The sequence below is a fragment of the Kitasatospora sp. NPDC001664 genome, assembly GCF_053596675.1.
The window spans coordinates 171,086-188,773 of record NZ_JBSFGS010000015.1; the positions used below are offsets into that span (position 1 = coordinate 171,086).

Consider the following 17,688-nt stretch of genomic DNA (forward strand, 5'->3'; position numbering starts at 1 on the left):
CACCCTTGCCCGCCGTCCCGCGCCGCGCGCTCCTGCTGGGAGCCGCGGCCGCGGTGACGGCGGGCTGTTCCGTCTCCGGGCCGCGGGGTGCGTTACGGCTGGCCGCCGGGCCCGAGGGCGGGCCGTACCGGGCCTTCGGGCAGCGTCTCGCCGAGGAGGTCCACCGGGCCCACCCCGGGCTGACCGTCGAGGTGCTCGCCACCCCCGCCAGCGTGCGCAACCTGCGGCTGATCGACACCGGCGGCGCCGAACTCGGCCTGGCCCTGGCGGACAGCGCCACCGACGCGGTGGCCGGCCGCGGCGCCTTCGCCCGGCCGGTCGCGGTGGCCGCCCTCGCCCGGCTCTACCTCAACCACCTGCACCTGGTGGTCCCCGCGGCCTCGGCGGTCCTGACGGTCGCTCAGCTCGCCGGACTGCGGGTCTCGCTGGGTGCCGAGGAGTCCGGCACCTCGGTGGTCGCCGAGCGGGCCCTGGCCGCCGCCGGGGTGCGGGCCGCGGTGCGGCTGCTCGGCACCGCCGAGTCGGTCGCGGCGCTGCGGGCGGGGGAGTTGGACGCCTTCTTCTGGTCCGGCGGGGTGCCCACCCCGGCCATCACCGAACTCGCCGAGCGCACGCCCGTCCGGCTGGTCCCGCTGGAGGCGGCGGCGGTCGAGCTGCGCCGGGCCCACGGGCCGGTCTACGAGAGCGTGTCGATCCCGGCCGGCAGCTACCGCCAGCCCGCGCCCACCCCGACCGTCGGGACCCCCAGCCACCTGCTCTGCGCCGCCGGGCTGGACGCGGGGGTGGTGCGCGCCGTCACCGAGGTGCTGTTCCGCCGCCGGGACGACCTGCTGGCCCCGGACGCGCCCGGCAGCCGGCTGGACGAGCGCTACGCGATCGGGACGGGCGCCGTTCCGCTGCACCCGGGCGCGGCCGCCTACTACCGCTCGGTGTACTGACCCGTCCTCAACTCGACGGTCAGGCCGTGCGGTTCGCTCGGGTGCAGGCCCAGCTCGGCGCCGCAGCCTCGGGCCAGTTCGGCGGCGATGGCCAGGCCCAGGCCACTGCCCGGGACGTTGCCCCGCCCGGGCGCGCGCCAGAACCGGCCGAGGGCCGCGCCCCGCTCCTCCTCGGTCAGCCCCGGTCCGTCGTCGGCGATCCGCAGCACCCCGGCGGTCAGCGAGACCACCACCCGGCCGCCGGGCGGGACGAACTTGGCCGCGTTGTCGAGCGCGATGTCCGCGATCCGGCCGACGGCGGCGGGCAGCGGGGCCTCCTCCACCACCGCCACGTCCAGGGCCAACCCCTGTGCCGCGTAGACCTCCTGCCACCCCGTCAACCGGGGGAGCAGCCCGCCGGCCGGGACGTCCTCCGGCAGTCCGGCGTCCGCCTCCACCCGGGCCAGCGCCAGCAGGTCCTCCAACAGGGCGGCCAGGCGGTCGAGTTCGGCCATCGCCTCCTCGTACTCGGGCTGCCCGTCGGCGGTCAGGTGCGGCTCCAGGTTCTCCAGCCGGAGGGAGAGCACGGTGAGCGGGGTGCGGAGCTCGTGCGAGGCGTCCGCGACGAAGGCGCGCTGGCGCTCCAGCGCGGCCGAGATGGCGTCCGCCATGGCGTTGAACCGCTCCTCCAGCCGCCGCAGCTCCACCGGGCCGCGGACGGTGGCGACCCGCGCCCCGAGCCGGCCCCCGGCGATCTCCCGCGTGGTGGCGTCGAGTTCGGCCACCGGGCGGAGCACCCAGCCGGCCAGCCGCCGGGCCGCCGCCAGCGACCCGAGCAGCGCCAGCACCGCCCCCACCGCCAGCGCCCCCCAGACGACGGCCACCTCCCGCCGGGCCGCCGCCGTCGGCACCCGGAGCACCACCGCCCCCGACACCTGCCCGTCCCGCCCGGCCGGCTCCGCCACCAGCACCGTCTCCGGTCCGCCCGGCGTCAGCAGCGGCAGCTCCGCCGTGGTCCGCCCCGACAGCGCCCGCCGCAGCGCGGCCCCGCCGCCGACCGGCCGCCCCGCGATCAGCACCCCGTCCCGGTCCCGCACCTCCACCGCCGTCCCGTACAGCTCCGCGTACCGGTCCACCTCCGCCCCCACCCCCGAAGGCCCGCCCTCCCGCAACGCCCGGTCCGCCAGCTCCGCGAACCGCGTCGCGTCCGCCCGCCGCGCCAACAGCAACTGCCCCGTCCGGTGCGAGGCGTACGCGTACCCGAGCGGCACCGCCAGCGCCGCCACCAGACAGACGATCAGCAGCCCCTGGAGCACCAGCAGTCGACGCTGCATCAGACGGTGGCCAGGCGGTAGCCGGTGGCGCGGAGGGTCTGGATCAGGTGCGGCCGTCCGGTCTTGGCGCGGAGGCCGGCCACGTGGACGTCGAGCGAGCGGGAGGCCGACAGCTGCACGTCGCCCCAGAGTTCGTCGAGGATCTCCTCACGGCTGCGGACCACCCCCGGCTCCCTGGCCAGCACGGCGAGCACGTCGAACTCCCGCCGGGTGAGCGTGACCTCCGCCCCGGCCACCAGGACCCGACGGGCCGTCAGGTCGATCCGTACGTCGCCGACCTCCACCACCGACCCGGTGGCGGCCAGCGGGCGGCTGCCGCGCCGCACCACCGCCGCCATCCGGGCCGCCAGCTCCGCCGTGCGGAACGGCTTCACCAGGTAGTCGTCGGCCCCGGACCGCAGGCCGCGCAGCACGTCCCGCTCCTCCGACCGCGCGGTCAGCACGATCACCGGCACCGAGGAGACCCGCCGCAGCCGCCGCAGCGCCTCCAGCCCGTCCAGGTCGGGCAGCCCGAGGTCGAGGAGCACGAACTCGCAGGTGTCCTTGAGCCGCAGCGCGTCATCCGCCCGGGCCGCCCGCACCACCTGATGGCCGTGCCGGGCCAGCGCCGGGATCAGCGCAGCCGCCAGCCGGTCGTCGTCCTCGACCAAGAGCACCCGCATGGGCCCACACCCTAGACGCGCACCGGCTCGGCCGGGGCGGCCTCCAGCGTGAGCGCCGCGCCGCGGGTCTCACGCATCGTCAGGTAGACCACCAGTGAGACCGCCGCGAGCCCCGAGACGTACCAGTAGTACCCGGACTCGATCCCCTGGTCCTTGAACCAGAGGGCCACGTACTCCGCCGTCCCCCCGAACAGCGCGTTGGCCAGCGCGTACGGCAGCGCCACCCCGAGCGCCCGGACCTGGGTCGGGAAGAGCTCGGCCTTCACCACCGCGTTGATCGAGGTGTACCCGGTGACGATGACCAGCGCGGCCAGCGCCAGCAGCAGGGCCTCGCCGAAGCCGCCCGCGTGCGAGAGCGTGGTCATCAGCGGCACCGTCCCGAAGGTCGCCCCGATCCCGAAGGCGATCAGCAGCGGCCGCCGCCCGATCCGGTCGGAGAGCGCCCCGGCCAGCGGCTGGAGCAGCATGAAGACGGTCAGCGCGCAGAAGCTGACCAGCGCGGCGTCGCTCTTGCTCAGCCCCACCGTGTTCGAAAGGTACTTCGTGAGGTACGTCGTGTAGGTGTAGTACGCCACCGTGCCGCCCATGGTGAGCGCCATCACCAGGACGAACTCCCGCTTGTGGTCCAGCAGCCGGCGCAGCGTGCCGCGCCCGTCGGCCCCCTCCGCCGCCTCGTACGCCTCGGTCTCCGGCAGGTTGCGCCGCAGCCAGAAGACCACCGCCGCGCCGACCGCCCCGACCACGAAGGGGATCCGCCAGCCCCAGGAGTGCAGGTCCTCGGTGCTCATGGTGCGCTGGAGCACGATCTGCAGCCCCAGCCCGATCAGCTGACCGAAGGTCATCGAGACGTACTGGAAGCTGGAGACGAACCCGCGCCGCTTCGGCACCGAGGCCTCGGTCAGGTACGTCGCGCTGGCCGCGTACTCCCCGCCGACCGAGAGCCCCTGCAGCAGCCGGGCGATCAGCAGCACCACCGCCCCGGCGTAGCCGACCTGCGCGTACGTCGGCGCCACGGCGATCAGCAGGGCGCTGGCCGACATCATGGTGACGGTCAGGGTGAGCGCCGCCTTCCGCCCGCGCCGGTCGGCGTAGCGGCCGAGCAGCCAGCCGCCGACCGGGCGCATGAAGAAGCCCACCGCGAAGATCCCGGCGGTGTTGAGGAGTTGGGCGGTCGGGTTGCCGTGCGGGAAGAACGCGGCGGCGAAGTAGGTGGCGAAGCTGGCGTAGACGAACCAGTCGTACCACTCCACCAGGTTGCCGACCGAGCCGCCGAGCACGGCCTTCCACGGTGTACGGGCTGAGCTCACGAGTACCTCCCGGAACGGACGGGCGCGGCAGGGTGGGGCCGCCGTGCCTGGAAGGCTCCCCCGCCCCGGAACCCGGGGACAGGGCCGGGCGCAAGACCTAACCTCCGGTTAACAGAAGGAGTAGAAATGTTCGTATGACTTCTGAGCTGGTGGACCGCGCCCGAGCCCTCCTCCGCACCGCCCCCGTGGTGGACGGTCACAACGACCTGCCCTGGGCGATGCGCGCCCAGGCCGGCTACGACCTCGACGCCATCGACCTGACGGCCGACCAGAGCGGCCGCCTGCACACCGACTTCGCCCGCCTGCGCGGCGGCGGGGTCGGCGCGCAGTTCTGGTCGGTCTACGTGCGGTCGGACTTCGCGGGCGACCACGCGGTGAGCGCCACCCTGGAGCAGGTCGACTTCGTCCGGGAGATGACGGCCCGCCACCCCGAGGTGTTCCGCCTCGCGCTCACCGCGGACGAGATGGAGGCGGCCCGGGCCGAGGGCCGGATCGCCTCGCTGATGGGCGCCGAGGGCGGGCACTCCATCGACTGCTCGCTGGCCACCCTGCGGGCCCTGCACCAGCTGGGCGTGCGATACATGACGCTCACCCACAACGACAACGTGCCGTGGGCCGACTCGGCCACCGACGAGCCGGTGCTCGGCGGCCTGTCCGCCTTCGGCGAGGAGGTGGTCCGGGAGATGAACCGCCTCGGCATGCTGGTCGACCTCTCGCACGTCTCGCCCGGCACCATGCGGGACGCGCTGCGGGTCTCCGAGGCGCCGGTGGTCTTCTCGCACTCCTCCGCCCGCGGGGTCTGCGACCACCCGCGCAACGTCCCGGACGACGTGCTGGCCCAGCTCCCGGCCAACGGCGGCCTCGCGATGGTCACCTTCGTGCCCAAGTTCATCCTGCCCGCCGCCATCGAGTGGACCAAGGCGGCCGACGCCAACATGCGGGCGCACGGCTTCCACCCGCTGGAGACCACCCCCGAGGCGATGGCCGTCCAGCACGCCCACGAGGCCGCCCACCCGCGTCCGGTTGCCACCGCCGCCACCGTCGCCGACCACCTCGACCACATGCGCGAGGTGGCCGGCGTCGACCACGTCGGCATCGGCGGTGACTTCGACGGCACCGCCTTCACCCCGGCCGGCCTGGACGACGTCTCCGGTTACCCCAACCTGATCGCCGAACTCCTCGGCCGCGGCTGGTCCGAGGCCGACCTCTCCAAGCTCACCTGGCACAACGCCGTCCGGGTCCTCCGCGACGCCGAGACGGTGGCCGCCCGGCTCCAGAAGGAGCGCCGCCCCTCCATCGCCACCATCGACGCCCTGGACGGCAAGCGCTCCTGAGGCCGCCCGGCAGGGCAGCGACCCCAGGGGCGCGAGGCTCCGTTGATCGGCGGCTCCGCCGCGCGGGCGCGAGGTGTTCGGCAGGTGGTCACCCCGGGGGCGCGAGGCTCCGTTGATCGGCGGCTCCGCCGCGCGGGCGCGAGTTGTTCGGCAGGTGGTCACCCCAGGGGCGCGAGGCTCCGTTGATCGGCGGCTCCGCCGCGCGGGCGCGAGTTGTTCGGCAGGTGGTCACCCCAGGGGCGCGAGGAACTGCGCGAATCGGAAGGCGGCCCAGTGCTAGGTCGGGGCAGGCGAGCCAGTTGCACGTGCTGCCGTTCCCCCGCGCGCAGTTCCCCGCGCCCCCGGGGTGACCACTTCCTGCGGCCGAGGTCCTTGCCGGATCTTGCCGACGGGCCTGACGGAGTCTCAGGGCATGGACGCGGCGAACCCACCCCGATTAGGGTCCGTGGCCATGACCTTCTCTGTGGTGGCCCGCTCCGGCGACGCCTACGGCATCGCGGTGGCCAGCAAGTTCCTCGGCGTCGGCGCCGCCGTCCCGGCGGCCGAGGCCGGCGTCGGGGCGCTGGCCACCCAGGCGTTGGCCAACCTGGCCTACCGCCCGCAGGGCCTGGCCCTGCTGCGCACCGGCGTCGCCCCGGCGGACGTGGTGGCCGGGCTGACCGCCGCCGACCCGGGGCGGGCGCACCGTCAGCTCGGCGTGGTCGGCCCGGAGGGCGACGGCGCGACGTACACCGGCGCGGAGTGCCTCGACTGGGCGGGCGGTGCGAGCGGCCCGGGCTACGCGATCCAGGGCAACATCCTGACCGGCCCCGAGGTGGTCGAGGCGATGGAGCGCACGTGGCTGGCCGGCGCCGAACTCCCCTTCGCCGAGCGCCTGGTGGCCACCCTGGCGGCCGGAGACGAGGCGGGCGGCGACAGCCGGGGCCGGCAGAGCGCCGCACTCTGGATCGCCGAGGACGGCGCCGGCCTGGGCGCCCCGGGCGGCATCTCGCACGACCTGCGGGTGGACGACCACCCGGCCCCGGTCACCGAACTGCGCCGCCTGCTGGCCATCCACGACACCCTCTTCGGGACCCCGGACCCGGCCGCCCTGCTCGACCTCACCGGCGAACTCGCCGCGGAGGTGGCCACCTTGGTCGCCACCACCGGCTACACCACCCTCGACCAGTGGGCGGGCGTCGAGAACCTGGAGGCCCGCCTCGTCCCCGGCCGCATCGACCCCCTGGTCCTCGCCCACCTCCGGGCCGTCACCAAGAACGGCTAGAGCCGGGGCAGCTCGATCGCCGGGCAGCGGTCCATCACCATGTCGACACCGGCCTGCGTCGTCCTGGCGTAGGCCTCGCGGTCGATGACGTCCAGCTGGAACCAGACCGCCTTGGCGCCCTTGGCCACCGCCTGGTCGGCGACCGCGCCGGCCAGCGAGGAGTTCACGAAGACGTCCACCACGTCCACGTCGAAGGGGATCTCGGCGAGCGAGGCGTAGCCCTGCTCGCCGAGCACCGTCTCGGCCTTCGGGTGCACGGGGACGATCCGCTTGCCCGCGCGCTGCAGCACCCGGGCCACGCCGTACGCGGCCCGTGCCGTGTTGTTGGAGAGCCCGACGACCGCCCAGGTGTCGCCGCTCTCGGTCAGGATCTTCCGCACCACCGGTTCCACGCTCATACCGGCTGCAACCCCGCCCGCCCGGAGGGCTATTCCACGGTCGGGCGGCCCATCGCGCGGTAGGTCCAGCCGGCCGCGCGCCAGCGCGCGCCGTCCAGCACGTTGCGCCCGTCGACCAGCCGGCGCTCGGCGACCACCGCGCCGACCTCCTCCGGGTCGAGCTCGCGGAACTCCTGCCACTCCGTCAGGTGGAGCACCACGTGGGCGCCTTCGACGGCCTCCAGCACCGAGTCGGCGTAGGTGATGCCGGGGAACATCTTCCGGGCGTTGTCCATGGCCTTGGGGTCGTAGACGGTGACCTGGGCGCCCTGGAGCTGGATCTGGGCCGCGACGTTCAGCGCGGGGGAGTCCCGGATGTCGTCCGAGTTGGGCTTGAAGGCGGCGCCGAGCACGGCCACCCGGCGGCCCAGGAAGCCGCCGCCGACCTGCTCGCGGGCCAGCTCCACCATCCGGGAGCGGCGCCGCATGTTGATCGAGTCCACCTCGCGCAGGAAGGTGAGCGCCTGGTCGGCGCCGAGCTCCCCGGCCCGGGCCATGAAGGCCCGGATGTCCTTGGGCAGGCAGCCGCCGCCGAAGCCGACCCCGGCGTTGAGGAACTTGCCGCCGATCCGCTCGTCGAAGGAGAGCGCCTTGCTGAGCTGCACCACGTCGGCGCCGGCGCTCTCGCAGACCTCGGCCATCGCGTTGATGAAGGAGATCTTGGTGGCCAGGAAGGAGTTGGCGGCCGCCTTGACCAGCTCGGAGGTGGCGAAGTCGGTGACCACGAAGGGCACGCCCTCCGCGATCGGGGTCGCGTAGACCTCGCGCAGCAGCTGCTCGGCCCGCTCGCTGCGCACGCCGACCACCAGCCGGTCCGGGTGCAGGGTGTCGCCGACGGCGTAGCCCTCGCGCAGGAACTCCGGGTTCCAGGCCAGCTCGGCGCCCTCGCCGACCGGGGCCAGCTCGGCCAGCCTGACGGCCAGTCGGCCGGCGCTGCCCACCGGGACGGTGGACTTGCCGACCACCAGCACGGGGCGGGTCAGCAGCGGGGCCAGCGCGTCCATCGCGGCGTCCACGTAGGACATGTCGGCCGCGAACTCGCCCTTGCGCTGGGGGGTGTTGGTGCAGATGAAGTGCACGTCGCCGAACTCGGCGACCTCCTCGTAGGAGGTGGTGAAGCGCAGCCGCCCGGTGGAGCCGGGGTGCCCGGGCACGTGCTTGACGAGCAGCTCGGCCAGGCCGGGCTCGTACATCGGCACCTGGCCGGCCGCCAGCATGGCGATCTTCTCCGGGTCGATGTCCAGGCCGAGCACCTCGAAGCCGAGCTCCGCCATGCAGGCGGCGTGCGTCGCGCCGAGGTATCCGGTGCCGATCACCGTGATGCGGAGGGTCACGCGGGTCCCCTTTGGTCGTGCTGCGCGGGCGCTGGACAGTCCCCGATGCTAGTCGCTCGCCAGGAGGCCGTGTAACGAGTTCGCCCTAGTCCAGACCGTTCCGTTCCGGCCACCCCGGGCCCGCCGCCAGAATGCCCGCATGACCACCGAGAACGGGCCGGACCCGGCCGGGCTGAGCATCTTCGACGACGCCGACGAGGCCGCGGACCGGCCGCCCGCGAAGCCCCGGCGGCGCCGCGGCCGGCGGGTGCTGCTGATCACCCTGGTCGCGCTGCTGCTGGTGGTCGGCGGTTGCACGGGCACGGTCTACTGGACCGCCGAGCACTACGCCTCCTCGGTGGCCCGGATCCCCGGCGCCTTCCCGACGGTGGCCGAATCCGCCCAGCCGAAGCCGGTGCCGAACAGCGGCCAGACCTTCCTGCTGGTCGGCCTGGACGCCCGCACCGACCCCACGGCCAAGGCCAAGGCCCCGGTCTGGAAGGCGGGCGCGGCCCGCAGCGACACCATGATGCTGCTGCACGTCTCGGCCGACCGGAAGGGCGCCTCGCTGGTCTCGCTGGCCCGCGACACCTGGGTGGACGTCCCCGGCCACGGCAAGGCCAAGCTCAACGCGGCCTACGCGTACGGCGGCCCGGCCCTGATGGTGGAGACCATCCAGAACCTCACCGGCATCCGGATCGACCACCTCGCGGTGATCGACTGGAACGGCTTCCGCTCGCTCACCGACGCCGTCGGAGGGGTGGACATCACCATCCCGCAGACCATCGAGGGCAAGGGCGAGGCCCGCCAGTGGGACGCCGGCACCCACCACATGGACGGGGCCACCGCCCTGCTCTACGTCCGCGAGCGCTACGGCCTGCCCGGCGGCGACCTGGACCGGACGCGCCGTCAGCAGTACTTCCTGCGCGCGCTGATGCAGCAGACCCTGGAGTCCGGCACCCTCGGCAACCCGGGCAAGCTGCGCGGCCTGCTCGGTGCGGTCGGCGAGGTGGTCAGCGTGGACGACCGGCTCTCCAACTCCGACCTCTACGAGCTGGCCTGGAGCATGCGCGGCCTGCGCGGGGACGGGGTCCGCTTCATGAACGCCCCCTTCGGCGGCTTCGGCGACGAGGGCGGCCAGTCGGTGGTCTACCTGGACCGGCGGGCCGCCGAACCGCTCTGGGAGGCGATGCGCAACGACCGGATGGCGGAGTACCTGGCCGAGCATCCCGGCTCCGGGGAGCTCGGTGACGTAGTCCGGTGAGAACGGTGTCGCGCATGTCACGTACGGGGTAGGCAGGGCGCGAGCCTAGAATTACGCTTACTTAACGGTAATTAACGTGGTCCGAGTTCAAGGGGCGAGGCACATGGCGGGCAACTCCGGGGCGGATTTCGACCTCTTCCGGCTCAGCGAGGAGCACGAGATGCTCCGTGAGGCGGTGCGGTCGCTCGCGGAGGCGAAGATCGCCCCGTACGCGGCCGAGGTGGACGAGCAGGGCCGCTTCCCGCAGGAGGCGCTGGACGCGCTCCAGGCCAACGACCTGCACGCGGTGCACGTCCCCGAGGAGTACGGCGGCGCCGGCGCGGACGCGCTGGCCACCGTCATCGTGATCGAGGAGATCGCGCGGGTCTGCGCGTCCTCCTCGCTGATCCCGGCGGTCAACAAGCTCGGCTCGCTGCCGGTGCAGCTCTCCGGCTCCGAGGAGCTGAAGGCCAAGTACCTGGGCGCGCTGGCCCGGGGCGAGGGCATGTTCTCCTACTGCCTCTCCGAGCCGGACGCCGGTTCGGACGCGGCGGGCATGAAGACCCGCGCGGTGCGCGACGGCGACTTCTGGGTGCTGAACGGCGTGAAGCGCTGGATCACCAACGCGGGCGTCTCCGAGTACTACACCGTGCTCGCGGTGACCGACCCCGAGAAGCGCTCCAAGGGCATCTCGGCGTTCGTGGTCGAGAAGAGCGACGAGGGCGTCTCCTTCGGCGCCCCGGAGAAGAAGCTCGGCATCAAGGGTTCGCCGACCCGCGAGGTCTACTTCGACAACGTGCGGATCCCGGCCGACCGCATGATCGGCGCCGAGGGCACCGGCTTCGCCACCGCGATGAAGACCCTGGACCACACCCGGGTCACCATCGCCGCCCAGGCGATCGGCATCGCCCAGGGCGCGCTGGACTACGCCAAGGGCTACGTCCAGGAGCGCAAGCAGTTCGGCAAGCCGATCGGCGACTTCCAGGGCGTCCAGTTCATGCTGGCCGACATGGCGATGAAGCTGGAGGCCGCGCGTCAGCTCACCTACGCCGCCGCCGCCAAGTCGCAGCGGATCGACTCCGACCTCACCTTCTTCGGTGCGGCCGCCAAGTGCTTCGCCTCGGACGTGGCGATGGAGATCACCGTGGACGCCGTCCAGCTGCTCGGCGGCTACGGCTACACCCGGGACTACCCGCTGGAGCGCATGATGCGCGACGCCAAGATCACGCAAATCTACGAGGGCACCAACCAGATCCAGCGCATCGTGATGTCGCGCAACCTGCCGTAACGTCAGGCGCCTTGCGCGAAGGGCCCCGCCGGGAGACCGGCGGGGCCCTTCGGCGTTCCCGGGTGGCGGCCGGCCCCGGGCGGTCGCCGCTGGACGCTTCCGGCCGGGGCCGTTTCGGTCCAGCCGGAAGCTCTTCTGCCCCGGCTGACCTGCGGAGATGCTTACCCATGTCGCCCTTCCGCCCCAGTAGTTGAGGAACCGTCATGGCCAAGCACCGCACCTCCGCCCTGATGCTCGCCGCCGCCACCCTGGCCGGGCTGGCCACGGCCGGGACCGCCGGGAGCGCCCAGGCGGCCTCGGTGGCGATGTGGGACAAGATGGCCCAGTGCGAGAGCACCGGCAACTGGGCCGCCAACACGGGCAACACGTACTTCGGCGGCCTTCAGTTCTCGCAGAGCACCTGGGTGGCCCAGGGCGGCACCGCCTACGCGGCCCGGGCCGACCTGGCCACCAAGGAGCAGCAGATCCGGATAGCCGAGAAGCTGCTGCGCGCGGCCGGCCCGGGCCAGTGGCCCGTCTGCTCCCAGCAGGTCGGGCTGACCAACGACGGCGTCGACCCGTACCCGACCAACCCGCCGGTGACCTCGCCGGTGAACGTGCAGGTGGGGATCGTGGGTGGTGACGGTGCGCTCTACAGCCAGTACGGGAACTACGCGGCGGGGCGGTTCAACCCGAGCTGGACGGGTGTGGGTGGGGTTTCGCTGTCGAAGGTGACGTCGGTGACGGTCGGGGACGTGACGCACTTCTACGCGGTGGCGGGTGGGCGGGTGTACGGCCGGGACCTGAACCCGGGCAACTCCTGGACCGCGTGGGCGGAGATTCCCGGTGGGGCGACGGGGGTTCGGGACATCACGGCCTCCACCAGTGGTGCCAACGTGATTCTGGGGATCGCGGGTGGTGACGGTTCGTTCTTCACCCAGTTCGGCAACTACGACCTGGGCCGGTTCGACGCGGACTGGGTGCGGCGTTCGGGTTCGGGGCTGACCAACGTCACCTCGGTCACGTCCAAGAACGGTGGGACGGTGCGGTTCTACGGTGTCGCGGGTGGTCGGGTGTTCGGTTCGGACTTCACGTTGAGCAGCAACTCGGCGGCGGAGTGGTCGGAGATCCCGGGTGGGGCGACGGACGTGCGGGACATCGCGGCGACGGCGGACGGCAACAACGTGGTGCTGGCGGTCGCTGGTTACGGTGGTTCGTTCCACACCCAGTACGGCAACTTCGACCAGGGTCACTTCGACGCGGCCTGGACCCAGCGTGCGGGTTCGGCGATCGACAGTGTCGCGGCGACCACCACCCCGGACGGCAGGACGGTGCACTTCTACGGCATCGCTCAGGGCCGGGCCTACGGTGCCGACTTCACGCTGGGTGCCAACGCGGTCTCCAACTGGAGCGAGATCACCGGTGGTGCGACCAGCGCCAAGGACATCACCGCCAGCCAGTCCAAGTGACCCCCGGGAGGTCGGGGCCGCCTCGGCGTGGCCCCGACCCGCGGCGTACCCGGCGGGCCTAGCGTGGGCAGGTGCGTGTTGCCGAGCGGGTGCCGCTCCTCTGCTTCGTGGGGTGCTTCGTGTTCGCCGGCGGGAACGCGGTGGGCATCCGGTTCAGCAACCGGGAGCTGGACCCGCTCTGGGGAGCGGCGGTCCGGTTCGGGGCGGCGGCGGTGGTGCTGCTGGCCGTGATGGCGGTGATGCGGCTGCCGCTCCCGCGCGGGCGGGCGCTGGCCGGGGCGGCCCTGTTCGGAGTGCTCAACTTCGGCGTCACCTTCGGGCTCGCCTACTACGCGCTCCAGCGGATCCACGCCGGGCTGGGGCAGACCGTGCTGGCCCTGGTCCCGCTGGTCACCCTGTTGCTGGCCGCCGCCCAGGGGCGGGAGCGGCTGAGCGGGCGTGCGGTGCTCGGCACCCTCTGCGCGGCGGCCGGGGTCGCGGTGGTCTCCCAGGCCTCGCTGGCCCGGGCCGTCCCGGTCCTCTCCCTGCTCGCGATCCTCGGCGCCGTCCTCTGCTTCTCCGAGGCCGCCGTCCTCGCCGACCGCCTCCCCCCGCTCCACCCCGTCACCACCAACGCCGTCGGCATGACCGCCGCGGCCGCCGTCCTCTTCCCCGCCTCCCGCCTGGCCGGCGACACCTGGGCCCTCCCCACCCGCCCCGCCACCTGGTGGGCCGTCGGCTACCTGGTCCTGGTCGGCTCGGTGCTGACCTTCGTCCTCTACCTGCTGGTCATCAAGGGCTGGGGCGCGGCCCGCGCGGCCTACGTCTTCGTCCTGATCCCGGTGGTGACGATCGTCCTCTCCGCCTGGCTCGACGACGAACCCCTCACCACCGCCCTCCTCCTCGGCACCCCCCTGATCATCGCGGGCGTCTACCTGGGAGCCCTCCGGCGAGGCACCCCGGACTGACCCGCCGTCAGTACGGCAGCAGCCCGGTGGTGTCGAGCTCGAAGCCGAACGGATCCGGCAGCCACAGCGTCTCGCCGAAGTCGACGTCCTCCCGCCGGAGCGGTGTGATCAGCGGTCGAATCACGCGTCCGTGGCGGCCGCTGTTGCGTCCCGCGGCGGGGGCTCCCTAGGCTCGCCGGGCACTCAGCGCCCAGGGAACGAGGAACCGTCATGACCGTCGCCGCCAGCCGGGACCTGCTGGACCGGAAGATCGACCTCTGCTTCGGGCAGGCCGACCTGGACAAGGACGGGGTGATCGACGCGACGGACGTGCTGGGCCTGGCCTCGCGGATGATCGGGGCGTCCGGGGTGGCCTTCGACTCCCCGGACGCGACGGCGATGCTGACGGCGGCTCAGGGGTGGTGGAAGGCGTTGGTGGCGGACCTGGACACCAACAAGGACCAGAAGATCCAGGAGCACGAGTACCGGGCCGGGATGCGGCTGCTGGCGCAGGCGCCGGGGGCCTTCGACGACGTGCTCGCCCCGGCCGCCCACGCGGTGTTCCGGCTGATGGACCGGGACGGCGACGGCCGGATCTCGGCGGCGGAGTTCTGGGACTTCCAGCGGGCCTTCGGGTCGAGCGAGCCGGCCGCCCGGTTCGCCTTCGAGAAGCTGGACACCGACCGGGACGGGGTGCTCTCGGAGGCGGAGGTGCTCTCGGCCTTCCGCGGCTTCTACACCTCCACCGACCCGGACCACGTCGGCAACTTCCTCTTCGGCGACGCGCTGAACTGAGCGACGGAACGGCGGAACGACCGAGGGGCCGCACCCCCGTGGCGGCCCCTCAGTCGTTCCTGACATTCGGTCAGTCGGTGGCGATGGCCGCCAGGACGTTCATCCGCCCGGCCCGGAAGGCCGGGAAGAGCGCGGCCAGCAGACCGATGACCGCCGAGGCGATCAGGATGCCGATGATGGTGCCGACCGGGACGTCCAGCAGGTTGAGGCCCTGACCGGCCAGCACCTGCTGGGAGGTGACGCCCCAGCCGAGGCCGAGGCCGGTGCCGAGGAGGGCGCCGAAGACGGCGATCACCACGGACTCCAGGCGGATCATCCGGCGGAGCTGACGGCGCGACAGGCCGATGGCGCGGAGCAGACCGATCTCCCGGGTGCGCTCGACCACCGAGAGGGCGAGGGTGTTCACGACACCCAGCACCGCGACCACGATGGCCAGGCCGAGCAGGCCGTAGACCATGTAGAGCAGGGTGTTGACCTGGCTCTGCACCAGGTCCTTGTAGCCGGCCTTGTCGGTGATGGTCAGCTGCGGGTACTCCTTGAGGGAGTCCTGCAGCGCGGCCAGCGACTTCGCCGGGTCGACGCCGTCGGCGGCCTTGGCGAAGGCCATCCGGTCCGCGGGGAGTTCGGCGGCCGGGATCACCTTGGCGACGGTCTCGGTGTTGAGGAAGATGCCGGACAGGATGTCGTTGCCGCCCTTGGCGATCAGGCCGACGGTGAGCTCCTGGGTGTGGCCCTGGCCGTAGTCCGCGGCGATCTTCGAACCGATCGAGAGGCCGCGCTCCTTGGCGAAGTCCTCGCCGACCACGACCCCGCCGGGGGCGAAGCCCGCCTCGGGGGTACCGGCCTTGGCCTCGAACTTGAAGTTCCTGATGAAGGAGGACGAGGCCGCGGCCAGGTGCTCGCTGGTCCGCTTGCCGTCGGGAGTGGTGAGCTTGGCCTCGACGTTCTTCTGGAGCGTCAGCTCCTTGAGCCCGGGCGTCTTCTCGATCGCCTGGACCATGGCCGGGGTGAGCTCCGCGGCCTGGCCGGCCACGATGTAGTCGGCGCCGACCGAGCTGTCGAGCTGGTCGTTGGCCGAGGTGACCATCGAGGAGGTGACCACCGAGGCCCCGGTGACCAGCGCGAGGCCGATCATCAGCGCGGCGGCGGTGGCACCGGTGCGGCGCGGGTTGCGGGTGGCGTTGCGCTGGGCCAGCTTGCCGGACGGGCCGAACAGGGCGGGCAGCACCGCACCGAGCACCCGGACCACGAAGGTGGAGAGCAGCGGGCCGACCACCACCAGGCCGACCAGGGTCAGCACCACGCCGCCGCCCAGCAGCATGCCCCCGGTCCCGGCCGAGGAGGCGCCCGAGGCCGCGGCCAGCAGGGCGGCGCCGCCGGCGGTGAGCACGATGCCGATCGCGGCCCGGATCCGGTTGGCCTTGGGCTCGGCGGGAGTGCCGTGGTCGCGCAGGGCGGCCATCGGGGAGATCTTGGAGGCCCGGCGGGCCGGGATCCAGGCGGCCAGCACGGTGATCACCACGCCGACCAGGTACGAGGCGATCGGCACGCTGGCGCCGATCTCCAGCTCGGCCGACGAGAGGTTCATCCCGGCGGCCTTCATCAGCTGGATCAGGCCCATGGCCAGACCGATCCCGGCCAGCAGGCCGAGGGTGGAGCCGAGCACGCCGAGGATCAGGGCCTCGACCAGCACCGAGCGGTTGACCTGGCTGCGGCTGCCGCCGATGGCCCGCATCAGGCCGATCTCGCGGGTGCGCTGGGCGACCAGCATGGAGAAGGTGTTGATGATCAGGAAGCCGCCGACCAGCAGCGAGATCCCGGCGAAGCCGAGCATGGCGTACTTCATGAAGTCCAGGAAGCCCATGTCCTTCTTGCCCTGGGCCTTCTGCTCCTCGGCGGTGAAGGCCTCGTAGCCGCTGCCGAGCGCGCCGAGGGCGGCGGTCTTCAGCTGTGCGTCGGTCTTCGAGCCGTCACCGGTCACCTCGACCGAGGTGAAGGCGGTTGCGCCGAGCAGCACCTTCTGTGCGGTGGGCACGTCCATGAAGGCCAGTGCCGCACCGGGGTTGGTGGTCTGGAAGGTGGCGATGGCGGAGATGGTGAAGTCGTGGTTGCCGGTGGCGGCGATCAACCGGAGCTTGGAGCCGAGGCCGAGCTTGGCCTTCTCCGCGGTGTCGGCGTCCAGCACGATCTGCTCGGGGCCGACCGGGGCCTTGCCGGAGGTGATCTTGAGCATCACCTGGTCGTCGTGCCAGGAGCCCGTGATGGTCGGGGCGCCCGAGGTCGGGCCGACCAGCTTGTTGGTGGCCGGGTCGACCAGCACCGCGCTCTGCGAATTGACCTCGCCGCGGGCGGACTTGACGCCCGGCAGGGCGGCGACCTTGGCCTGGACGTCGACCGGGACGGTGCGGGCCTTCTCGCCGATCATCCCCTCGCCGTCACCGTCCTCGTCCGGCACGGCCGGGCGGACGGAGAGGTTGGAGGCGGTGGTGGCGAAGAGCTTGTCGAAGGTGGCGGTCGCGGTGTTGGAGAACACCAGGGTGCCGGAGACGAACGCGACCGAGAGGACCACAGCGATGAGGGAGAGCGCCATCCGGCCCTTGTGGGCGAAGAAGCTCCGTAGTGAGGTCTTGAGCAGCATCGGAGTCTGATCCCGTCTCAGCTGGTGCGCTTGCCGTCGAAGCGGCGCATGCGCTCGAGGACGGAGTCGGCGGTCGGGGCGTACATCTCGTCGACGATCCGGCCGTCGGCCAGGAAGAGGACGCGGTCCGCGTAGGAGGCGGCGACCGGGTCGTGGGTCACCATGACGATGGTCTGGCCGAGCTCGTCCACCGAGCGGCGGAGGAAGGTGAGCACCTCGGCGCCGGAGCGGGAGTCGAGGTTGCCGGTGGGCTCGTCGCCGAAGATGATCTCGGGACGGGCGGCCAGGGCCCGGGCCACCGCGACGCGCTGCTGCTGGCCGCCGGAGAGCTGGGTCGGGCGGTGCTTGAGCCGGTCGGCCAGGCCGACGGTGGAGACCACCTGGTCGAGCCAGGCCTGGTCGGGCTTGCGGCCGGCGATGTCCATCGGCAGCGTGATGTTCTCCAGCGCGTTGAGCGTGGGGAGCAGGTTGAAGGCCTGGAAGATGAAGCCGATCTTGTCCCGGCGGAGCCGGGTCAGGTGCTTGTCCTTCAGGCCGGTGATCTCGCTGTCGCCGATCCAGATCCGTCCCTCGGAGACGGTGTCCAGCCCGGCCAGGCAGTGCATCAGGGTCGACTTGCCGGAGCCGGAGGGCCCCATGATCGCGGTGAACCGGCCCCGGTGGATGTCGACGTCGACGGCGTCGAGCGCGGTGACCCGGGTCTCGCCGTCCCCGTAGGCCTTGGTCACCTGCCGCGCTGCCGCGGCGATGGCGGCGTTGCCGCCCGAGAGCTGCGGGTCCTG

General features: G+C 72.7%; 15 protein-coding genes. 8 read left to right on the forward strand and 7 right to left on the reverse strand.

Annotated elements, in window-relative coordinates:
- Window positions 1–5: 5 nt before the first annotated feature.
- Window positions 6–938, forward strand: coding sequence for a TAXI family TRAP transporter solute-binding subunit (locus ACWCYY_RS22465; RefSeq protein ID WP_345289385.1), 933 nt, complete (start codon window positions 6–8; stop codon window positions 936–938).
- Here ACWCYY_RS22465 and ACWCYY_RS22470 read toward each other — a convergent pair.
- Genes ACWCYY_RS22470 through ACWCYY_RS22480 form a run of 3 tightly spaced genes read right to left on the reverse strand, consistent with a single transcriptional unit; the run spans window position 920 to window position 4,220 of the window.
- Window positions 920–2,251 carry an ATP-binding protein gene (locus ACWCYY_RS22470; RefSeq protein WP_449797016.1) on the reverse strand — a complete coding sequence of 444 codons (1,332 nt, stop codon included), beginning with the start codon at window positions 2,249–2,251 and terminating at the stop codon, window positions 920–922. The genes ACWCYY_RS22465 and ACWCYY_RS22470 overlap by 19 nt on opposite strands.
- Window positions 2,251–2,913, reverse strand: coding sequence for a response regulator transcription factor (locus tag ACWCYY_RS22475; protein ID WP_345289383.1), 663 nt, complete (start codon window positions 2,911–2,913; stop codon window positions 2,251–2,253). The genes ACWCYY_RS22470 and ACWCYY_RS22475 overlap by 1 nt, the downstream gene beginning before the upstream one ends.
- An 11-nt stretch (window positions 2,914–2,924) precedes the next feature.
- Entirely contained in the window at window positions 2,925–4,220 is a 1,296-nt protein-coding gene (locus ACWCYY_RS22480) for an MFS transporter (RefSeq protein ID WP_449797017.1), read from the reverse strand.
- Window positions 4,221–4,354: 134 nt separating this feature from the next.
- Here ACWCYY_RS22480 and ACWCYY_RS22485 point away from each other — a divergent pair, with 134 nt between their 5' ends.
- Both ACWCYY_RS22485 and ACWCYY_RS22490 read left to right on the forward strand, forming a co-directional pair.
- The gene (locus tag ACWCYY_RS22485; RefSeq protein ID WP_449797018.1) at window positions 4,355–5,554 is read left to right on the forward strand and encodes a dipeptidase; all 1,200 of its coding nucleotides are present in this window, start codon (window positions 4,355–4,357) and stop codon (window positions 5,552–5,554) included.
- Between the two features lie 451 nt (window positions 5,555–6,005).
- A complete protein-coding gene (locus ACWCYY_RS22490; protein ID WP_449797019.1) occupies window positions 6,006–6,818 on the forward strand; it encodes a DUF1028 domain-containing protein in 813 nt (270 codons plus the stop codon).
- Here the strand turns inward: ACWCYY_RS22490 and ACWCYY_RS22495 are convergent.
- A complete protein-coding gene (locus ACWCYY_RS22495; protein WP_345289378.1) occupies window positions 6,815–7,216 on the reverse strand; it encodes a CoA-binding protein in 402 nt (133 codons plus the stop codon). The two genes, ACWCYY_RS22490 and ACWCYY_RS22495, sit on opposite strands and share 4 nt — an antisense overlap.
- Window positions 7,217–7,245: 29 nt before the next feature.
- Entirely contained in the window at window positions 7,246–8,589 is a 1,344-nt protein-coding gene (locus ACWCYY_RS22500) for a UDP-glucose dehydrogenase family protein (RefSeq protein ID WP_345289377.1), read from the reverse strand.
- 139 nt (window positions 8,590–8,728) lie between these two features.
- Between ACWCYY_RS22500 and ACWCYY_RS22505 the strand changes: the two genes are divergently transcribed.
- The 5 genes from ACWCYY_RS22505 (at window position 8,729) to ACWCYY_RS22525 (ending at window position 14,268) form a co-directional block, all read left to right on the forward strand.
- A complete protein-coding gene (locus tag ACWCYY_RS22505) occupies window positions 8,729–9,832 on the forward strand; it encodes an LCP family protein (protein WP_345289375.1) in 1,104 nt (367 codons plus the stop codon).
- Window positions 9,833–9,935: 103 nt separating this feature from the next.
- Entirely contained in the window at window positions 9,936–11,099 is a 1,164-nt protein-coding gene (locus tag ACWCYY_RS22510) for an acyl-CoA dehydrogenase family protein (RefSeq protein ID WP_345289374.1), read from the forward strand.
- A gap of 203 nt (window positions 11,100–11,302) precedes the next feature.
- Window positions 11,303–12,547 (forward strand): transglycosylase family protein, encoded by a 1,245-nt coding sequence (locus ACWCYY_RS22515; protein WP_449797020.1) that lies wholly within the window; start codon window positions 11,303–11,305, stop codon window positions 12,545–12,547.
- Between the two features lie 71 nt (window positions 12,548–12,618).
- Window positions 12,619–13,494: a DMT family transporter gene (locus ACWCYY_RS22520; RefSeq protein WP_449797021.1), complete on the forward strand. Its 876-nt coding sequence runs from the start codon at window positions 12,619–12,621 to the stop codon at window positions 13,492–13,494.
- 210 nt (window positions 13,495–13,704) lie between these two features.
- The gene (locus ACWCYY_RS22525; RefSeq protein WP_345289369.1) at window positions 13,705–14,268 is read left to right on the forward strand and encodes an EF-hand domain-containing protein; all 564 of its coding nucleotides are present in this window, start codon (window positions 13,705–13,707) and stop codon (window positions 14,266–14,268) included.
- A gap of 70 nt (window positions 14,269–14,338) precedes the next feature.
- Here ACWCYY_RS22525 and ACWCYY_RS22530 read toward each other — a convergent pair whose 3' ends face one another.
- A complete protein-coding gene (locus tag ACWCYY_RS22530; RefSeq protein WP_449797022.1) occupies window positions 14,339–16,906 on the reverse strand; it encodes an ABC transporter permease in 2,568 nt (855 codons plus the stop codon).
- A 17-nt stretch (window positions 16,907–16,923) separates the two neighbouring features.
- Complete coding sequence (locus ACWCYY_RS22535) at window positions 16,924–17,655, reverse strand: ABC transporter ATP-binding protein (RefSeq protein ID WP_380150605.1); 732 nt, start codon at window positions 17,653–17,655, stop codon at window positions 16,924–16,926.
- Between the last annotated feature and the right edge of the window lie 33 nt (window positions 17,656–17,688).

Bases quoted from the DNA above. Each gene is read 5' to 3' on its own strand.
- ACWCYY_RS22485 (WP_449797018.1), top strand. From the start codon at position 4,355: ATGACTTCTGAGCTGGTGGACCGCGCCCGAGCCCTCCTCCGCACCGCC.
- ACWCYY_RS22475 (WP_345289383.1), bottom strand. From the start codon at position 2,913: ATGCGGGTGCTCTTGGTCGAGGACGACGACCGGCTGGCGGCTGCGCTG.
- ACWCYY_RS22530 (WP_449797022.1), bottom strand. From the start codon at position 16,906: ATGCTGCTCAAGACCTCACTACGGAGCTTCTTCGCCCACAAGGGCCGG.
- ACWCYY_RS22505 (WP_345289375.1), top strand. From the start codon at position 8,729: ATGACCACCGAGAACGGGCCGGACCCGGCCGGGCTGAGCATCTTCGAC.
- ACWCYY_RS22525 (WP_345289369.1), top strand. From the start codon at position 13,705: ATGACCGTCGCCGCCAGCCGGGACCTGCTGGACCGGAAGATCGACCTC.
- ACWCYY_RS22470 (WP_449797016.1), bottom strand. From the start codon at position 2,251: ATGCAGCGTCGACTGCTGGTGCTCCAGGGGCTGCTGATCGTCTGTCTG.
- ACWCYY_RS22510 (WP_345289374.1), top strand. From the start codon at position 9,936: ATGGCGGGCAACTCCGGGGCGGATTTCGACCTCTTCCGGCTCAGCGAG.
- ACWCYY_RS22515 (WP_449797020.1), top strand. From the start codon at position 11,303: ATGGCCAAGCACCGCACCTCCGCCCTGATGCTCGCCGCCGCCACCCTG.
- ACWCYY_RS22495 (WP_345289378.1), bottom strand. From the start codon at position 7,216: ATGAGCGTGGAACCGGTGGTGCGGAAGATCCTGACCGAGAGCGGCGAC.
- ACWCYY_RS22490 (WP_449797019.1), top strand. From the start codon at position 6,006: ATGACCTTCTCTGTGGTGGCCCGCTCCGGCGACGCCTACGGCATCGCG.